Genomic DNA, 16,578 nt, shown 5'->3' with positions numbered 1-16,578 from the left:
GTGCAGCTGGAACGAGGAAACACCCGGCAGCGTCCCGGCAGGCGCACGGATCTCCGCGGGAAAGTTCGGCAGCGTCGACAAGTCGTTCCCGAACGACGCCGTCTCCGACGTGAACCGGTCACCCGTCAGCTGCATACCGTCACCCGAATCACCCGCGAAACGAATGATCACCCGATCCAGACGACGGACCTCCTTCACACCCGACGCACCGACCGCGCCCCCTGAGGCGCTCGTGTCACTCGCATGAGTCGTGTCAACGGCCACCGGCCGCTCCTTCCCGTCGACGCGGCTGACTGCCTGCCGTCGCACGGTATTGAGCGGCCCTTGTGACCGGCCAAAGCGGCCCGGCCCTGACCGGCGGACGCCGTCACGGCAGCCAGTCGGCGTCCCTGGCGATACGGATGGCGTCGACCCGGTTACGCGCGTTGAGTTTGGTGACGATGGTGGTCAGATAGTTGCGCACCGTCCCCGCCGACAACCTCAGTACGGAGGCGATCTCCCGTGCCTCCGCGCCCTCCGCCGTGAGTCTCAGTACCTGAGCCTCCCGGTCGGTGAGGGGGTTCTCGAACTCTCCCCAGGCGGCCAGCGCCAGTTCCGGGTCGAAGGCCCGGTGCCCGGCGGCCACCCGCCGTACAGCGGTGGCGAGTTCGGCGGAGGGGGCGTCCTTGAGGAGATAGCCGGAGACCCGCGCTTCAAGCGCCCGGCGCAGGGTCCCGGGCCGGCCGAGGCTGGTGAGGATGAGGGCGCCGCACTCCGGGAGCCGTTCGCGCAGTTGAGTCGCGGCCGACAGGCCGTCGACACCGGGCAGATCGATGTCGATGATGGCGACCTCGGGTCGGTGTTTGAGCGCCATGTCGACGATTTCGTCTCCGCGTTCGACCTCGCAGACCACTTCGAGATCGTCTTGGAGATTCAGCAGGGCGACCAGAGCGCCGCGGACCATGTTCATGTCCTCGGCGATGAGTATCCGTATGACCGAACTCCCGCCTGTGGTCCGCTCGGATCGCGGCGAGACGTTTTGGCCTATACCATTGTTGTCGGGCTGTGTGGTCATGCGGCTGTTCCATTCGGCGGGAACTCGCTCACCCTTGGTTCCGTGGCTGATTCCGATGCTTTTCTCAGGGGTGCTTCGGCGAGAAGGCGGAACACGCCGTTCTCGCCGGGGCCCGATTCGAGATGACCGCCTATCGCGGTCATGCGCGCGTGGAGGTTGCGGAGTCCGTTGCCACTGTGGGGCGCGGTGTTGTGGTAGGCGGAGTCGGCGCCGTCGTTCTCGACCACGAGGCGGACCACGCCGTCCTGTTGGACGGCGCTGATGACGCAGTGCGTGGCTTCGCTGTGGCGCAGGAGGTTGGTGACGGCTTCGCGGAGGGTCGTGGCGAGTTCGGTCTCGATGTGGGGGGAGAGCGTGCCGAGTTCGACATGTACCCGTACGCCGATGCCGGCGGCGTCGAGCATCGTCTGCGCGGTTCTGATCTCCTGCTGGAGTGACATGGTGCGGTAACCGCTGGCGGCCTTGCGGACGTCGGCGAGGGACTGGCCGGCGATGGTCAGGACCTCGCTGATCTCCTTCATGGCCCGGTTGGGCTGCGTGGGGATGAGGCGCTGGATGAGTTCGCTCTTGAGGGTGATGGCGGAGAGGCTGAAGCCGAGGAGATCGTGGAGGTCGCGGGCGAAGCGGAGCCGTTCTCCGGTGACGGCCCGGCGCGCGAGTTCGCCGCGGGTGCTGTGGACGTGTGTGGTCAGTTCCGTCAGCCGGGTGAGTCCGTAGAGGACGAGTCCCGACAGGAGCGTGATGTGCGCGAAGGGGATGCTCTCGATGAGCGTTCGACTGTCCATGAGCGGTGGGACGAGCATGCTCAGGCCCACGCCGGCGTAGAGCGGCCAGGCCACGCGGGGCGGCAGCAGGAGCAGGAGTGATCCGGCCAGGTATCCGGCCATCGTTTCCCAGTAAGTCTGGAAGAGGAGGACGGGGAGGTAGGTAAGGACTGCCTGGAGTGTGAGGGTCAGACACTTCCGGGTCAGGGGAACCCGGCTCATGCCCGGCCTGGAGTGGAGGAGTTGCAGGATGACGACCGGTACGAGGAGGAGCAGCCCGGCTGCCTTGGCCGTCGTCGAATTCCCGGCGCTCAGGACGCCCATGGCGCTGAGGAGCGCGTAGCCCAGCAGCGTGGCGACGAGGATGGAGCGCGCCGGCCGGGAAACGGGAAAGGCGTAGTCGGGATGTGGCGGGTCGACCGCTCCGGGTCTGCGCCCCCCTGGCCCGTCCGCACTCTTGGAACGGTCGTGACTGCCCATCACCTGCACTGTCCCCCGCCCCGCAACATGTGCGTCATCCTGCGGGGATGATAAGTCAACGCAGTAAAGAGTGTGCGGCGATCAGGGACCCGTGGGCACAAATTTGTAGAACCAATCAAACCTGTTAATCCACCGGCACTTCGCTATTCCTGCTGGTCAGGTGCCCGATATTGAGGGTGCTGGGTGTTCCGGCGGGTGCGCGATGGGTTGATTGATCGTCAAAAGTGTTGATTGTGCGGGTGGGGCCCCGGTATGTGGCGGATCCGGAGGTCCCGCGGTGCGGTGGCATATGCGACCGCGCGACCAGGGGCGGGATCGCCCAACTCCGAGCCTCAGCTCCGACCTCCGACTCCGAGCCCCCGTCGCCCCTCTGCACAAGCGGCTCTTTAGAGCCCCCTCGCAGGATTCGAGCGAACAGCACGCCGTCGGCGTTGGGCCGGCAGTCTCGGAGAGGTCAGCGATGCGCGTTCTTTTCACCATCTTTCCGACATCGGCACATCTCTATCCAGCCATCCCGCTGGCATGGGCTCTGCAGAGTGCCGGTCACGAGGTCGTGGTGGCGAGCCCCGAGGGAGTGGTCGACCCGAAGGTGATCGCGAACATCACCTCGGCCGGTCTCACCGCGGTGTCCCTGGGCGGCAAGGAGGAGCTCACCGCCTCTCTGGCGCCCCTCATGGCCGGCGCGGGCCCCAACAGGCCGACCCTGGCGCTCGACCCCGCCGACGAGAACGCCTGGCGTCAGGCCAGGGCCGTCCTGGGGGGAATGTTCAACGCGTACTACCCGCCGGAGCAGGTGAGCGGTGGGCGCCGCCCGATCCTGGACACGCTGGTGGAGTTCGCCCGGGACTGGCGCCCCGACCTGGTGCTGTGGGACCCGCTGGCGCCGACCGGCGCGGTGGCCGCGCGTGCCTGCGGCGCCGCCCACGCGCGTCTGCTGTTCGGCATGGACAACATCGGTCTGATCCGCTCCAAGACGCGCCAGGAGCTGGCCGATCCGGACTCGGGTCTGACCGACGACCCGTGGATGCCCTGGCTGGGCCCGGTGCTTGAGCGCTACGGCCTCGACTTCACCGAGGAGACACTGGTCGGCCAGTGGACCCTGGACCTGACCCAGTCCCGGATGCGCGACCCGCTCGACCTGAGTTACGTCCCGGTCCGCCGCGTCCCCTACAACGGCGCCGCCACGCTTCCCCGTTGGCTGCACGCCCGGCCCGAACGGCCCCGCGCCGTGTTCACCCTGGGTGTGAGCCGCCGACTGCTGGCCGGCCGGCACAGCGGCTTTCCGGTGCGGGAGTTCTTCGACTCCGTGGCCGGACTGGACCTCGAACTGGTCGCGACGCTGAACAGCGAGCAGCTCACCGCCGTGGGCACGCTCCCGGACAACGTCCGCGCCATCGAGTACGTACCGCTCAACCAGCTGCTGCCCACCAGCTCGGCGATCATCCACCACGGTGGCGGCGGGACCTTCGCCGCCGCCGTCGCGTTCAAGGTGCCGCAGCTCGTCGCGCCGCTCCCGATGTGGGACGAGATGGTCACGGCACGGTACGTCGCCCGCCGGGGCGCCGGACTGATCGCCGACCCCGCGGCGATCGACGTCGACAGCGTGGGCAAGGACCTCGTACGGCTGGTCGAGGAGCCGTCCTTCCAGCTCGGAGCACAAGGTCTGTACGAGGACATGCTGGCCGCCCCCGCGCCGAAGGACGTGGTCCCGGTCCTGGAGAGACTGACCGCGGAGCACCGCGGCTGAAGGGGCGGGCGAGCCGTGCGCATCGAGGAAACCACCATCCCCGGCGCGTTCCTGATCGAGCCGGACCACATATCCGACGACCGGGGCGTGTTCTACGAGTCAATGCGGTCCGACGAACTGGAGCGGGCCGCGGGGATCACCTTCCAGCCCCGTCAGATCAACTACTCCGTCTCCAGACGCCACACCCTGCGCGGCATCCACAGCGTGAGCATCCCTCCGGGGCAGGCCAAGTTCGTCACCTGCGTCCGGGGCGTGCTGCGCGACATCCTCGTGGACCTGCGGGTCGGTTCGCCCACATTCGGCAGGCACCAGGTGAACGAACTGGACGCCGCCTCGGGCCGGTCCGTGTACGTCCCGGAGGGTGTCGGCCACGGATTCCTGGCGCTCACCGACGACAGCTGCATCTGTTACGTCGTCTCCAGCACCTACGTCCCCGGCACACAGATCGACATCAACCCGCTCGACCCCGACCTGGACCTGCCCTGGGACTGCGCCGGGACACCGCTGATCTCGGACAAGGACGCGAAGGCGCCCAAGCTGTCCGAGGCCCTGGCAGCGGGCACGCTGTCCGACTTCGACGCCGCCTGACGCGGCGAAACCCCAGTCCTGCCGCCCGCCGGCGCACACCGCGACGACGTGTGCCCGGCCGGGGCGGCTGTGAACCGCCCACCAGACCGAAGAGGCGTCACCACATGAACCGAGAGGACCTGCCATGAAGGCTCTGGTGTTGGCCGGCGGATCGGGGACCCGCCTAAGGCCCTTCAGCTACTCGATGCCCAAACAGCTCATCCCCATCGCGAACACACCGGTCCTCGAATACGTCCTGAGGAACATCCTGGACCTGGGCGTGACCGAGATCGGGGTCATCGTCGGCGACCGCGCCGCCGAGATCAACCAGGCGCTCGGGGACGGATCGAGGTTCGGGGCTCGGCTGACGTACATCCAGCAGGACGCTCCGCTCGGCCTCGCGCACACCGTCTCCATCGCCCGGGACTTCCTCGGCGACGACGACTTCGTGATGTACCTCGGCGACAACATGCTGCCCGAGGGGATCGCCGGCATCGCCGAGGAGTTCGCCGCGCACCGCCCGGCAGCCCATGTCGTGGTGTACAAGGTCGCGGACCCGAGGGCCTTCGGCGTGGCCGAACTGGGCCCGTCCGGCGAGGTGTTGCGCCTGGTGGAGAAGCCGCAGCAGCCGCGCAGCGACCTGGCCCTGATCGGCGTGTACTTCTTCACCGCCGCCATCCACGAGGCGGTCCGGGCCATCGAGCCGAGCGCCCGCGGCGAACTGGAGATCACCGACGCGATCCAGTGGCTGGTGTCGGCGGGAGCCGATGTGCGGGCCGGCCAGTACGAGGGCTACTGGAAGGACACCGGGAACGTCGAGGACGTTCTGGAGTGCAACCAGCGCATGCTGGAGGGCCTGCGTCCCTCCATGGCCGGTGAGGTCGACGACTCCAGCGTGCTGGCGGGACCGGTCGTCGTGGAGGAGGGGGCGCGCATCGTGCGCTCCCACATCGAGGGGCCGGCGATCATCGGTGCCGGCTCGGTCGTGGAGGACAGCCACATCGGCCCGCACACGTCCATCGGACGCGGCTGCGCGGTCACCGGGAGCCGGCTGGAGTACTCCATCGCGCTGGACGGGGCGTCGGTCACCGGCGTTCAGGGCCTGCGCAGTTCCGTCATCGGCCGCTCCGCCTCCGTCGGCACCTCCGAGGAGAGCACGGGCCGTTACCGCCTGGTCGTCGGAGACCACACCCGAGTGGAGGTCGCGGCATGAGGATCCTCATCACCGGTGCGGCCGGTTTCATCGGCTCCAACTTCGTCCGCAACCTCCTCGCGGACAACTACTCGGGGTGGGAGGGCGCCAGGGTCACCGCCCTGGACAAGCTGACCTACGCCGGCAACCGCGACAACCTGCCGGCCTCCCACCCGCGCCTGGAGTTCGTCCGGGGCGACATCTGCGACGCGGGCCTGCTGCGCGAACTGCTGCCCGGACACGACGCCGTGGTGCACTTCGCCGCGGAGTCCCATGTGGACCGCTCACTCCAGGGCGCGGGGGAGTTCTTCCGCACCAACGTCCTGGGCACCCAGACGCTGCTCGACGCCGTGCTGGCCGCCAAGGTCCAGCGGGTCGTGCACGTCTCCACCGACGAGGTGTACGGCTCGATCGGCGAGGGCTCCTGGACCGAGAGCTGGCCGCTGCTGCCCAACACCCCCTACGCGGCCTCCAAGGCCTGTTCCGACCTGGTCGCCCGCACCTACTGGCGCACCCACGGAGTGGACCTCTCGATCACGCGCTGCTCCAACAACTACGGGCCGTACCAGCACCCCGAGAAGCTCATCCCGCTGTTCGTCACCAACCTGCTGGAAGGGGAGCAGGTGCCGCTGTACGGCGACGGGCTCAACATCCGCGAGTGGCTGCACGTGGACGACCACTGCCGCGGCATCCACCTCGTGCTCCAGGGCGGCCGGGCCGGTGAGATCTACAACATCGGCGGCGGCAACGAGCAGACCAACCGCGACATCACCGAGCGGCTGCTCGAACTGACCGGCACGGGACCGGAGATGATCCGTCGCGTCGCCGACCGCAAGGCGCACGACCTGCGGTACTCCATCGACGAGTCCAAGATCCGGGAAGAGCTGGGCTACGCGCCGCTGACCGGATTCGAGAAGGGCCTGGCCGCCACGGTGGACTGGTACCGCGACAACGTCGACTGGTGGAAGTCCGTCAAGTACGGGGCCGACCGTGCCGACGGCTGACAACGGTGAAGCCGCCGGGCTCCGCGTCGTGGTGCTCGGAGGCACCGGCTACCTGGGCCGCCGTATCGGCGAGGCGTTCGCCGCCGACGGCGCCCTGGTGCACCTGGTGTCCCGGAACCCGGCGAACGACGGCCCGGCGAAGGACGGCGGGCCGGGCCCGCGGTCCGTCCGCATGGACCTGCTGACGGCCCGCCCTCGGGAACTCACCGAATTCTTCGGTTCGGTGCGGCCCGACGTGGTGGTGAACGCCGCCGGCCGGGTCTGGCGGGCCGACGAGGCGGAGATGACCGCGGGCAACGCGGACCTGGTGGCCCGGGTGACGGAGTCACTCGCCGAACTGCCGCGCGGGCCACGGCTGATCCAGCTCGGCACCGTCCACGAGTACGGCGCCGGCACGCCGGGCGCCGGCACCTCGGAGGACCAGGAGCCGGCTCCCGTCACACCGTACGGGCGCACCAAACTTCTCGGCACCCGGATCGTGCAGCGGGCCGCGGCGGAACACGGCCTGGACGGGGTGGTACTCCGCCTCGCCAACGTGATCGGCGCCGGAGCGCCGGCCGGCAGCCTCTTCGGTATGGTCGCCGCGCACCTCGGCGAGGCCGCCCGAGCCGAGTCGCTGGGCGAGAAACCTGACGAGCTCAGGCTCCCGCCGCTGCGCGCCCACCGCGACGTCCTGGACGCGCACGACGCCGTCGACGCCGTACGGGCCGCCGCCACCGCGCCCGGGGCGGACCTCCGCGGCCAGGTGGTCAACATCGGCCGCGGCGAGGCGGTCCCCGTGCACGCGCTGATCCACCGCATGGTCGAACTCAGCGGCGTGGATCTCCCGGTCGTCGAGACCGCTGCCGACCAGCCCGTACGCACCGACGCGGAGTGGCTGCAACTGGATGTCTCACGGGCGCTGCGGCTTCTGGGATGGCAGCCGCGACGCACCCTCGACGCCTCGCTGCGCGACCTCCTCACGGTCGCGGCACCGGTCAACGGAAGGAAATGACGATGAGCGATATCGCCGACAACAAAGAGCTGGTGCTGGACGGGGTCCGCAGGTATCACCAAGAGACGTCGCCCGCCCGGGAGTTCGAGCCCGGCGTGACCGAGATCTGGCCGTCCGGCGCGGTCCTGGACGAAGACGACCGGGTCGCCCTCGTCGAGGCCGCGCTGACCATGCGCATCGCCGCCGGGCCAAGCTCCAAGAAGTTCGAGTCCGCCTTCGCCAAGCGCCTGAAGCGCCGCAAGGCCCATCTGACCAACTCCGGTTCGTCGGCGAACCTCCTCGCCGTCTCGGCGCTCATGTCGCACCAGCGCGGTGACCGGCGGCTGAAGCCGGGCGACGAGGTGATCACCGTCGCGGCGGGATTCCCCACCACCGTCAACCCGATCCTGCAGAACGGGCTCCTGCCGGTCTTCGTGGACGTGGACCTGACCACGTACAACACCACGGCCGACCGGGTGGCTGCGGCCATCGGCCCCAAGACCCGGGCCATCATCATCGCGCACGCTCTCGGCAACCCCTTCGAGGTCGCCGAGGTGGCCCAGCTCGCCAAGGACCACGACCTCGTGCTCATCGAGGACAACTGCGACGCGGTCGGCTCCACCTACGACGGTCAGATCACCGGCACGTTCGGCGACCTGACCACGGTCAGCTTCTACCCGGCACACCACCTCACGATGGGTGAGGGCGGCTGCGTCCTGACCTCCGACCTCGGCCTGGCCCGCATCGTGGAGTCGCTGCGCGACTGGGGGCGGGACTGCTGGTGCGAACCCGGCAAGAACAACACCTGCTTCAAGCGGTTCGAGTACCAGATGGGCAACCTGCCCGCCGGATACGACCACAAGTACATCTTCTCCCACGTCGGTTACAACCTGAAGGGCACCGACATCCAGGCCGCGCTGGGCCTCACGCAGCTCGCCAAGCTCGACGGCTTCATCGAGGCCCGGCGGCGCAACTGGCGCCGGCTGCGCGAGGGACTGGACGGTGTGCCGGGCCTGCTGCTCCCCGAGCCCACCCCGCGGTCCGAGCCGAGCTGGTTCGGTTTCGTCATCACCGTCGACCCCGAGGCCCACTTCACCCGCGCCGAACTGGTCGCGTACCTGGAGGAGCGGAAGATCGGCACCCGGCGGCTGTTCGCCGGCAACCTCACCCGCCAGCCCGCCTACATCGACCAGCCCCACCGTGTCGTCGGCGATCTCACCAACAGCGACATCATCACCGAGCACACCTTCTGGGTCGGCGTCTACCCGGGCCTCACCGACGAAATGCTCGACTACGTGACCGCCACGATCAAGGAGTTCGTGGCCCAGCGCGGCTGAGAGCCTGTCGGACCGCGTCCCACCCAGAGATCAGGAAGATGACGATGGAGATAGTGGGAACCGGATTCCTCGCGCGGTGTCTGCGTCCGCTGGCAGGCCGGCATCCGGGCACCGTGGCCCTCGCCGCGGGAGAGTCCAGAACGAGCGGTGCCTCCGACGCGGACTTCGCGCGGGAGGCCGCACTGCTGCGCGACGTCGCCAAGCGGTGCGCGGCCGACGGGCGGCTGCTGCTGTTCTTCTCCACCGCCGCGACCGGAATGTACGGGCTCGCCGAGGGACCGGGCAGCGAGGACACCCCGGTGACCCCCTACACCCCGTACGGCGCACACAAACTCGCGCTGGAGGAGCAGCTGCGCGACTCCGGGGCCGACCACCTCATCCTCCGGCTGGCCCACCTGGTGGGACCGCACGGGCGGTACCACCAGCTCATCCCCACGCTGGTGCGCCAGATCCGCGAAGGGGCGGTCACCATGCACCGGGGCGCCACCCGTGACCTGATCCGGGTCAGCGACGTGATCACGATCATCGACCGGCTGCTCGCCGCCGGTCCGCGGGCCGACACGGTCAACGTGGCCTCCGGATTCGCCGCCCCGGTGGAGGACATCGTCGACCATCTCGCCGGCGCGCTGGGGTTCGAACCGCGCAAGGAGTACGTGGACACCGGCGTCCAGTACGCCATCTCCACCCGGAAGTTGCGCGCCCTGGTCCCTCAAGTGGCGGACATGGGCTTCGGCCCCGACTACTACCGCCTGGTCCTCAACGACTTCCTCGCGGCCGAACATGCCTGACCCGGCCGCGTACGCATCACGAGAAAGGCGGGGAGTCTCTCCGATGCCGTCCCACACCACCCAGACGCCCGAGAACAAGAGCCTGTCCGCCCGTATCGCCCTGTCGGCCGCCGCCCGGGGCGCGCACCTGCGCACCGAGGACTTCGGCGACTGGCTGGCCGAACGGGGCAGGGTCAACGACTTCCGGGTGGAGCGGATTCCGTTCGCGGAGCTGGACGGCTGGTCGTTCCAGGACTCCACCGGGAACCTGGTGCACCGCAGCGGCCGGTTCTTCACCGTCGAGGGCCTGCACGTCACGGAGGAGGCGGAACCGCACGGCGACGGACCCTACGCCGACTGGTACCAGCCCATCATCAAACAGCCCGAGGTCGGCATCCTCGGCATCCTCGTCAAGGAGTTCGACGGGGTGCTGCACTTCCTGATGCAGGCGAAGATGGAGCCGGGCAACCCGAACCTGCTCCAGCTCTCGCCCACCGTCCAGGCGACCCGCAGCAACTACACCAAGGCCCACAAGGGCGGAGACGTCAAGTACATCGAGTACTTCGTCGGGCCGGACCGCGGCCGGATCGTCGCGGACGTGCTCCAGTCCGAGCACGGCTCGTGGTTCTACCGCAAGTCCAACCGCAACATGGTGGTGGAGGCGGTGGGTGACGTGCCGCTGCTGGACGACTTCTGCTGGCTCACCCTCGGGCAGATCCACGAACTGCTGCGCCGGGACAACGTGGTCAACATGGACTCCCGCACGGTGCTGTCCTGCCTGCCCTTCTCCGACGCCTCCGACGCCTCGGACGGCGCGCTGCTCTCCGACATCGAACTGCTCTCGTGGATCACGGGCGAGCGCACCCGGCACTCCGTGCGGGCCGAACGCGTCCCGCTGGACTCCATTCCCGGCTGGAAGCGCGGCGAGAGCGCGATCCAGCACGAGGAGGGCCGCTACTTCAACGTCGTGGCCGTGTCCGTACAGGCGGGAAACCGCGAGGTGACAGGCTGGACCCAGCCCCTGTTCGAGCCGGTCGGTCTGGGCGTCACCGCCTTCCTCACCCGCGAGTTCGACGGCGTCCCGCACGTGCTGGCGCACGCCCGGGTCGAGGGCGGCTTCCTCGACACCGTCGAGCTGGGACCGACGGTGCAGTGCACCCCGGACAACTACGCCCACCTGCCCGAGAAGCAACGCCCCCTGTTCCTGGACACGGTGCTGCGCGCCGGCGCGGACCGTATCCGGTACGAGGTCGTGCACTCCGAGGAGGGCGGGCGCTTCCTCAACGCCGAGAGCCGCTTCCTCATCGTCGAGGCGGACGAGGCCGACGCTCCGCTCGACCCGCCGCCCGGCTACGCCTGGGTCACCCCCGCGCAGCTCACCTCCCTGGTCCGGCACGGTCACTACCTCAACGTCCAGGCCCGCACCATGCTCGCCTGTCTCAACGCGACGGCGGTGAGCAACCGGTGACCGGACCCCTGCGGGTGGGAGTGATGGGATGCGCGGGCATCGCGGTACGCCGCATGCTGCCCGCCTTCGCCGCCTGCCCCGACATCGAGATCGCGGCCGTGGCCAGCCGGGACCCGGCCAAGGCGCGGCAGGTCGCGGAACGCTTCGGCTGCCGTCCCGTGCACGGCTACGACGAACTCCTCGAACTCGACGACATCCAGGCCGTCTACGTACCGCTTCCGGCGGCGCTGCACGCCCGGTGGACCGAGGCGGCGCTGGACGCGGGCCGGCACGTCCTCGCCGAGAAGCCCCTGACCACCGACCACCTGCGGACCGGAGAACTGCTCGAACTCGCCCGCACCCGCGACCTGGTGCTCATGGAGAACGTCATGTTCGTCCAGCACCACCGGCACAGGGCCGTGCTGCGTCTGCTCGCCGACGGCGCGATCGGTGAACTGCGGTCGTTCCACGCGTCGTTCACCATCCCGCCGCTGCCGGACGACGACATCAGATACGACCCCGCACTCGGCGGCGGGGCACTGGCGGACGTCGGCGTCTACCCCCTCCGGGCCGCACTGCACTTCCTCGGGCTCGAACTCGATGTCGTCGGCGCCCGCCTCGTCCGGGGCGCGGGCCGGCGGGTCGAGACCTCCGGCGCCGCGCTGCTGAGCACCCCCGGCGCCGTCACGGCCCAGATCACCTTCGGCATGGAGCACGCCTACCGCTCGTCGTACGAACTGTGCGGCAGCGAGGGCGGCATCACGGTCGACCGGGCGTTCACGCCGCCCGCCGACCACGTCCCCGTGATCGGCCTGCACCGCGACGGGAAGACCGAGGAGATCCGGCTCGAACCGCACGACCAGGTGGCGGCCACCGTCGCCGCGTTCGCCGCCGCGGTGCGCGCCGGGATTCCCCCGGACAGCCTCGCGACCCTGCGGCAGGCGGAACTCCTCGACGAGACATACCGGTCCGCCTCGCGCGCGGAACCCGTCAGAACTGGATGAGAGGGAGACATTCGTGCAACGCCACATCGCTTTCTTCAACTTTCCGGCCGTGGGCCATGTCAACCCCACGATCGGTGTGGTCGAGGAACTGGTGAAACGGGGGCATCGCGTCACCTGCACCGTGACCGACCACTTCGCCCCCATCGTGAAGGCCGCCGGCGCCGAACCGGTCGGCTACGACTCGGTCTTCGGCGACTTCTACCGCGCCCCCCTGACCGCCGAGGAGAACGCCGGCGAGGGGCTGCGCTGCCTGGACGAGAGCACGTCCCTCGTGGAACAGGTCACGCCGTTCTACGAGGAGAACCGGCCGGATGTGATCGTCCACGACTTCATGGCGTGGGGCGCGCGGTTCCTCGCCGCCAAGCACGACATTCCGCTGATCCGTACCTATCCGGTGTTCGGGGCGAACGAGCACTTCTCGCTCCGGGAGAAGTTCCCGGTGGCGGAGCTGAGCGACCCGCGGATCATGGAGGCGGTGCAGAAGCTCGCGGGCGTGCTGCCCCGGTTCGGCCTGGCGCCCGACCCGATGGGCTTCCTCTCGCACATCGAGAAGCTCGGCCTCATCTTCCTCCCGCGCGAATTCCAGTACGCGGGCGAAACCTTCGACGAGCGGTTCGTCTTCACCGGCCCCTGCATCGCCGAACGCCCCTACCAGGGCACCTGGCAGCCGGCCTCGGCGGACCGGCCCGTGCTGCTGATCTCGCTCGGCACATCGGCCAGGGGCTGGCCCGAGTTCTTCACGACGGCCATCGAGGCCTTCGGCGACTCCGAGTGGGACGTCCTCATCACCGTCGGTGAGCACACCGACCCCGCCGGCCTGGGGCCGCTGCCCGCGAACGTCGACGTACGGCGGTACGCGCCGCAGCTCGACGTGCTGCGCCACGCCAAGCTGTTCATCACCCACGGCGGCATGAACAGCACCATGGAATCGCTGAACAACGGCGTGCCCATGGTGGTGGTGCCGCAGACGAGCGAGCAGCGGGCGAACGCGCAGCGCGTGGAGGAGCTGGGCCTCGGCCGCCGTCTGGCCAAGGAGGACGTGACGGTAGGGAGCCTGCGCGAGGCGGCGGACCAGGTCACGGGCGACGCGTCCGTGACCGACCGGGTGCGGGCCACACGGGAGCGCATGCGGTCCGTCGACGGTCCGGCCGTCGCGGCCGACGCCGTCGAGGCGTATCTGGCCGGACAGAGCTGAGCACCGCCCCCTCCGCGACGCCGACCCGTGTCGGCGTCGCGGAGGGGGCTCGCACCGGTCGCCGCCCCGGACAGGTCCGGGGCTGTCCGAACGACATCGCACATCGCAGTCGACCGGGCTTCCGGCCCCGGTCCGCGCCGTCCCGACGGCGCCACCCACTGAACGGGACGGTGACCCCACACCCATGGACCATCTGGCAGAACTCAAGGAATTCGCCCGCCTGCACGCCCGGGGCCAGGGCATGAAGGCCGAGCACGCCACGCGTGTCCTCGCCCGCATCACCAACGACACCACGGGGGACCCGGAATCCTGGGCCGCGGTCTGGACAGCCGAGGGCCGGGCCGCCGCGGGCCGCGGCGACCTCCTCGACGCGTGCCGGCACTACGCGCTCGCCCGTTTCCCGTACCACGGCGACGCCGATCGCCGGGACGCCCAGCGGCTCTGCGTCGACACCTTCGACCAGTGGCGCCGTGGCCAGGAGGGCATCCAGCGCCTGGAGTTCACCGACGCCGACGGTGCCGGCGGTACCGTCGCCTGCTGGGCCGCCGGTCTCGACAGGTCCCGCCCGCTGCTCGTCGTCATGGGCGGCATCGTCAGCGTCAAGGAACAGTGGGCGCCGCTGCTGCCCCTGCTGAGCAGACTCGGCTTCGCCGTCGTCGTCACGGAGCTGCCGGGTGTCGGCGAGAACACCGTGACCTACGGCCCCGACTCCTGGCGCACCCTCAGCCTCCTGCTCGACCGGCTCGCCGACCGCGCCCTGGTCGCCGACACCTCGATGCTCGCCCTCAGCTTCAGCGGCCACCTCGCCCTGGGCGCCGCCGCCGAGGACCCGCGGATCCGCCGCGTCCTCACCGTGGGCGCGCCCGTCGCCGGCTTCTTCACCGACGAGGCCTGGTGGCCCCGGGTGCCCGGCATCACGACCGACACCCTGCGCCGCCTCACCGGCAGCGAGGACCTGGCCGAACTCCGTGACCGGCTGGCCGGGTTCGCCCTCACACCGGAGCGGCTGCGGCAGGTGCGGATACCCGTGCGGTACGTCGCCAGCAGCCGCGACGAGATCATCCCGGACACCGATCAGACGCTGCTGCGCCGGACGCTCGACGACGTCCGGTTCAAGACGTTCGACGACGTGCACGGGTCGCCCGCCCACCTCGGCGCGACGCGCCGCTGGCTCTTCTCCCAGTTGCTGTGGCTGCGCTTCGCGCGCCGCCGCGCCCGGCCGACGCCCCGCGGCGCGGTCGGCGCGAGGCCCTCATGAGTGAGCCCGGGAACGACGAGGACACGACCTCCGGCACCGTGATCGGCACTGTGACCGGCACCGTGTGGCCGTGGAAGACACTGGCCTCGCTCGGTATCACCGAGAACGATCTGACGGGATTCCAGGAGTCCGTCCACGGCGCTCACGCGCGCGTGGGAGTCGCGTCAGGTCCGGCCATGGGGTGAGGGGAGGCGGTCGCCCGGTCACAGCTCCTCGGCGCGCAGCGCCAGGTCCTGGAGGATGTCCGCCGACGAGACGTCGGGGCCGCCCGCGTCGTGGACGCGGGCCAGGGTGACGAAGGCCAGCGTGAACGCGCCCACGAGCTGCTCCACCGCGCCGCCGACCTCGCGGCCGAGCAGCGTGCTCAGCTCCTCGGGGGTCGCGTCGGCCGGTACCTCGACGCGCGGCATCGTCTCGTTGAGCAGTTCGGTCACGACGCCCATCTCGGCGTCCATGTCCTGTTCCTGACCGGTGTCCTCCTCAAGTCGGCGCTGCCAGTCACCGGCCTGCGTCAGGATGCCGATCACGCGCTTCAGGACCTCGCTCTGCTCCATGCCGTGAGCATAGGCGGGCGGGCTGCGGCGTCTCGGTAGCAGCGCGGGCCGCGCGTCCCGGGGCCTGTCTTCGAACCGGCGTCCGGCTCACGACGCCCGGCACGCGCACCAGCCGCCGTGAGCCCCGCGCTTCGGGCGGACGGCGCCAGTTCGAGGACAGGACCTAGGCCGGGATCGGCGCGCCCGCTCCCGACACCCGTACGCGCGCGTCGCCCGGCCGCAGCTGGACCGTCAGGACGCCCGGCCGCCCCATGTCCGCGCCCTGGTGCAGTGTGAGCGTCGACTCCGCCGGGACGAGGCCGAGTTCACGGGCGTACGCCCCGAAAGCCGCCGCCGCCGCGCCAGTCGCCGGGTCCTCGACCACGCCGCCCACCGGGAACGGGTCGCGTACGTGGAAGACGTCGGCCGACTCGCGCCACACCAGTTGGACCGTGGTCAGCTCCAGCCGGTGCATCAGGGCTTCGAGGCGGGCGAAGTCGTAACTCAGGTCCGCCAGCCGGGCGCGGGTCGCCGCGCCGATGACGAGGTGGCGGGCGCCGCCGTAGGCGATACGGGGCGGCAGCGCCGGGTCCAGATCGGCGGCCGGCCAGTCGAGCGCGGCCAGCGCCTCCGTGAGGTCGGCCGCCGCGACGTCCTCGACGTGCGGCTCGACGCTCGTGAGCGTCGCCCGCAGATCGCCGGACCCCGTGGCGGCGACCGTCACCGGTACGGTCCCGGCGCGCGTCTCGAAGACCAGGTCGCCCGCCCCGATCCGCTCCGCCAGCGCGACCGCGGTGGCGACGGTGGCGTGGCCGCAGAACGGGACCTCCGCCTTCGGGCTGAAGTACCTGATGGTGAACGCCCGCCCCTGCTCGCCCGCGCCCTCCGGCGCCGCCGTCAGGAAGGCGGACTCGCTGTAGCCGAGGCCGGCGGCGATCGCGAGCATCGCGTCGTCCGTCAGCCCGGTCGCGTCGAGGACGACACCGGCGGGGTTGCCGCCGGCGGGATCGGTCGAGAAGGCCGTGTAGCGCAGGACTTCGCCGGTCAGGGTGGCGTCGGATTCGCTCATGCGCGTGCCAACCACGCGGCGCGGGCGTCCATTCCCGCCGGAACCACAGGCCCTGGGCCGTGTCCGCGAAGTCCCGTCCGGCCACGGCGCCCGGCACGCACGCTCGCCGCGTTGGCAGCGTTGTCGGAGTCGGCCGAGTACGGCCGGGCCATCCACAACGTCGATCCTCCGCCGTGCGACCGCACGC

General features: G+C 70.2%; 16 protein-coding genes and 1 pseudogene. 12 read left to right on the top strand and 5 right to left on the bottom strand.

Annotated elements, in window-relative coordinates:
- The 3 genes and pseudogenes from BHU15_RS08990 to BHU15_RS08980 all read right to left on the bottom strand — a co-directional run.
- Nucleotides 1–264 (bottom strand): annotated as a pseudogene (locus BHU15_RS08990) (2-oxoacid:acceptor oxidoreductase subunit alpha); the annotation flags it as partial.
- 103 nt (nt 265–367) lie between these two features.
- A complete protein-coding gene (locus BHU15_RS08985; RefSeq protein ID WP_255293068.1) occupies nt 368–973 on the bottom strand; it encodes a response regulator transcription factor in 606 nt (201 codons plus the stop codon).
- 77 nt (nt 974–1,050) lie between these two features.
- Nucleotides 1,051–2,298 carry a sensor histidine kinase gene (locus tag BHU15_RS08980; protein ID WP_069626703.1) on the bottom strand — a complete coding sequence of 416 codons (1,248 nt, stop codon included), beginning with the start codon at nt 2,296–2,298 and terminating at the stop codon, nt 1,051–1,053.
- Nucleotides 2,299–2,758: 460 nt separating this feature from the next.
- On the opposite strand from BHU15_RS08980, the gene BHU15_RS08975 reads away from it, so the two are divergent.
- The 12 genes from BHU15_RS08975 to BHU15_RS08920 all read left to right on the top strand — a co-directional run bounded on the left by BHU15_RS08975 (nt 2,759) and on the right by BHU15_RS08920 (nt 14,974).
- Nucleotides 2,759–4,045 carry an activator-dependent family glycosyltransferase gene (locus BHU15_RS08975; protein WP_069626702.1) on the top strand — a complete coding sequence of 429 codons (1,287 nt, stop codon included), beginning with the start codon at nt 2,759–2,761 and terminating at the stop codon, nt 4,043–4,045.
- A 15-nt stretch (nt 4,046–4,060) separates the two neighbouring features.
- Nucleotides 4,061–4,633 (top strand): dTDP-4-dehydrorhamnose 3,5-epimerase family protein, encoded by a 573-nt coding sequence (locus BHU15_RS08970; protein ID WP_023542149.1) that lies wholly within the window; start codon nt 4,061–4,063, stop codon nt 4,631–4,633.
- A gap of 124 nt (nt 4,634–4,757) precedes the next feature.
- The gene (locus BHU15_RS08965) at nt 4,758–5,825 is read left to right on the top strand and encodes a glucose-1-phosphate thymidylyltransferase (RefSeq protein ID WP_069626701.1); all 1,068 of its coding nucleotides are present in this window, start codon (nt 4,758–4,760) and stop codon (nt 5,823–5,825) included.
- Nucleotides 5,822–6,808: a dTDP-glucose 4,6-dehydratase gene (gene rfbB, locus BHU15_RS08960; RefSeq protein WP_069626700.1), complete on the top strand. Its 987-nt coding sequence runs from the start codon at nt 5,822–5,824 to the stop codon at nt 6,806–6,808. Before BHU15_RS08965 ends, rfbB begins: the two co-directional genes overlap by 4 nt.
- On the top strand, nt 6,795–7,802 hold the full coding sequence (locus BHU15_RS08955; protein WP_069626699.1) for an NAD-dependent epimerase/dehydratase family protein: 1,008 nt from the start codon (nt 6,795–6,797) through the stop codon (nt 7,800–7,802). The genes rfbB and BHU15_RS08955 overlap by 14 nt, the downstream gene beginning before the upstream one ends.
- Nucleotides 7,803–7,804: 2 nt before the next feature.
- Nucleotides 7,805–9,118 (top strand): lipopolysaccharide biosynthesis protein RfbH, encoded by a 1,314-nt coding sequence (gene rfbH / locus BHU15_RS08950; protein WP_376207349.1) that lies wholly within the window; start codon nt 7,805–7,807, stop codon nt 9,116–9,118.
- A gap of 44 nt (nt 9,119–9,162) precedes the next feature.
- A complete protein-coding gene (locus tag BHU15_RS08945) occupies nt 9,163–9,906 on the top strand; it encodes an NAD-dependent epimerase/dehydratase family protein (RefSeq protein WP_079128015.1) in 744 nt (247 codons plus the stop codon).
- 43 nt (nt 9,907–9,949) lie between these two features.
- Nucleotides 9,950–11,353: an NDP-hexose 2,3-dehydratase family protein gene (locus tag BHU15_RS08940; protein WP_069626696.1), complete on the top strand. Its 1,404-nt coding sequence runs from the start codon at nt 9,950–9,952 to the stop codon at nt 11,351–11,353.
- Complete coding sequence (locus tag BHU15_RS08935; RefSeq protein ID WP_255293067.1) at nt 11,350–12,336, top strand: Gfo/Idh/MocA family protein; 987 nt, start codon at nt 11,350–11,352, stop codon at nt 12,334–12,336. Before BHU15_RS08940 ends, BHU15_RS08935 begins: the two co-directional genes overlap by 4 nt.
- 13 nt (nt 12,337–12,349) lie before the next feature.
- Nucleotides 12,350–13,531, top strand: coding sequence for a macrolide family glycosyltransferase (locus BHU15_RS08930; protein ID WP_069626695.1), 1,182 nt, complete (start codon nt 12,350–12,352; stop codon nt 13,529–13,531).
- Nucleotides 13,532–13,715: 184 nt separating this feature from the next.
- Complete coding sequence (locus BHU15_RS08925; RefSeq protein WP_069626694.1) at nt 13,716–14,789, top strand: alpha/beta fold hydrolase; 1,074 nt, start codon at nt 13,716–13,718, stop codon at nt 14,787–14,789.
- Nucleotides 14,786–14,974, top strand: a complete 189-nt coding sequence (locus tag BHU15_RS08920; RefSeq protein ID WP_069626693.1) for a hypothetical protein — start codon at nt 14,786–14,788, stop codon at nt 14,972–14,974. The genes BHU15_RS08925 and BHU15_RS08920 overlap by 4 nt, the downstream gene beginning before the upstream one ends.
- Before the next feature lie 18 nt (nt 14,975–14,992).
- Here BHU15_RS08920 and BHU15_RS08915 read toward each other — a convergent pair whose 3' ends face one another.
- Together BHU15_RS08915 and BHU15_RS08910 are read right to left on the bottom strand one after the other, a co-directional pair.
- On the bottom strand, nt 14,993–15,343 hold the full coding sequence (locus BHU15_RS08915; protein WP_069626692.1) for a hypothetical protein: 351 nt from the start codon (nt 15,341–15,343) through the stop codon (nt 14,993–14,995).
- Nucleotides 15,344–15,506: 163 nt separating this feature from the next.
- The gene (locus BHU15_RS08910) at nt 15,507–16,391 is read right to left on the bottom strand and encodes a PhzF family phenazine biosynthesis protein (RefSeq protein WP_069626691.1); all 885 of its coding nucleotides are present in this window, start codon (nt 16,389–16,391) and stop codon (nt 15,507–15,509) included.
- Between the last annotated feature and the right edge of the window lie 187 nt (nt 16,392–16,578).

The sequence above is a fragment of the Streptomyces niveus genome (assembly GCF_001723055.1).
Taxonomy (GTDB): Bacteria; Actinomycetota; Actinomycetes; order Streptomycetales; family Streptomycetaceae; genus Streptomyces; species Streptomyces niveus.
Note: the sequence above shows the minus strand (reverse complement) of the source record. Positions and strands in the feature narration are given on the sequence as shown.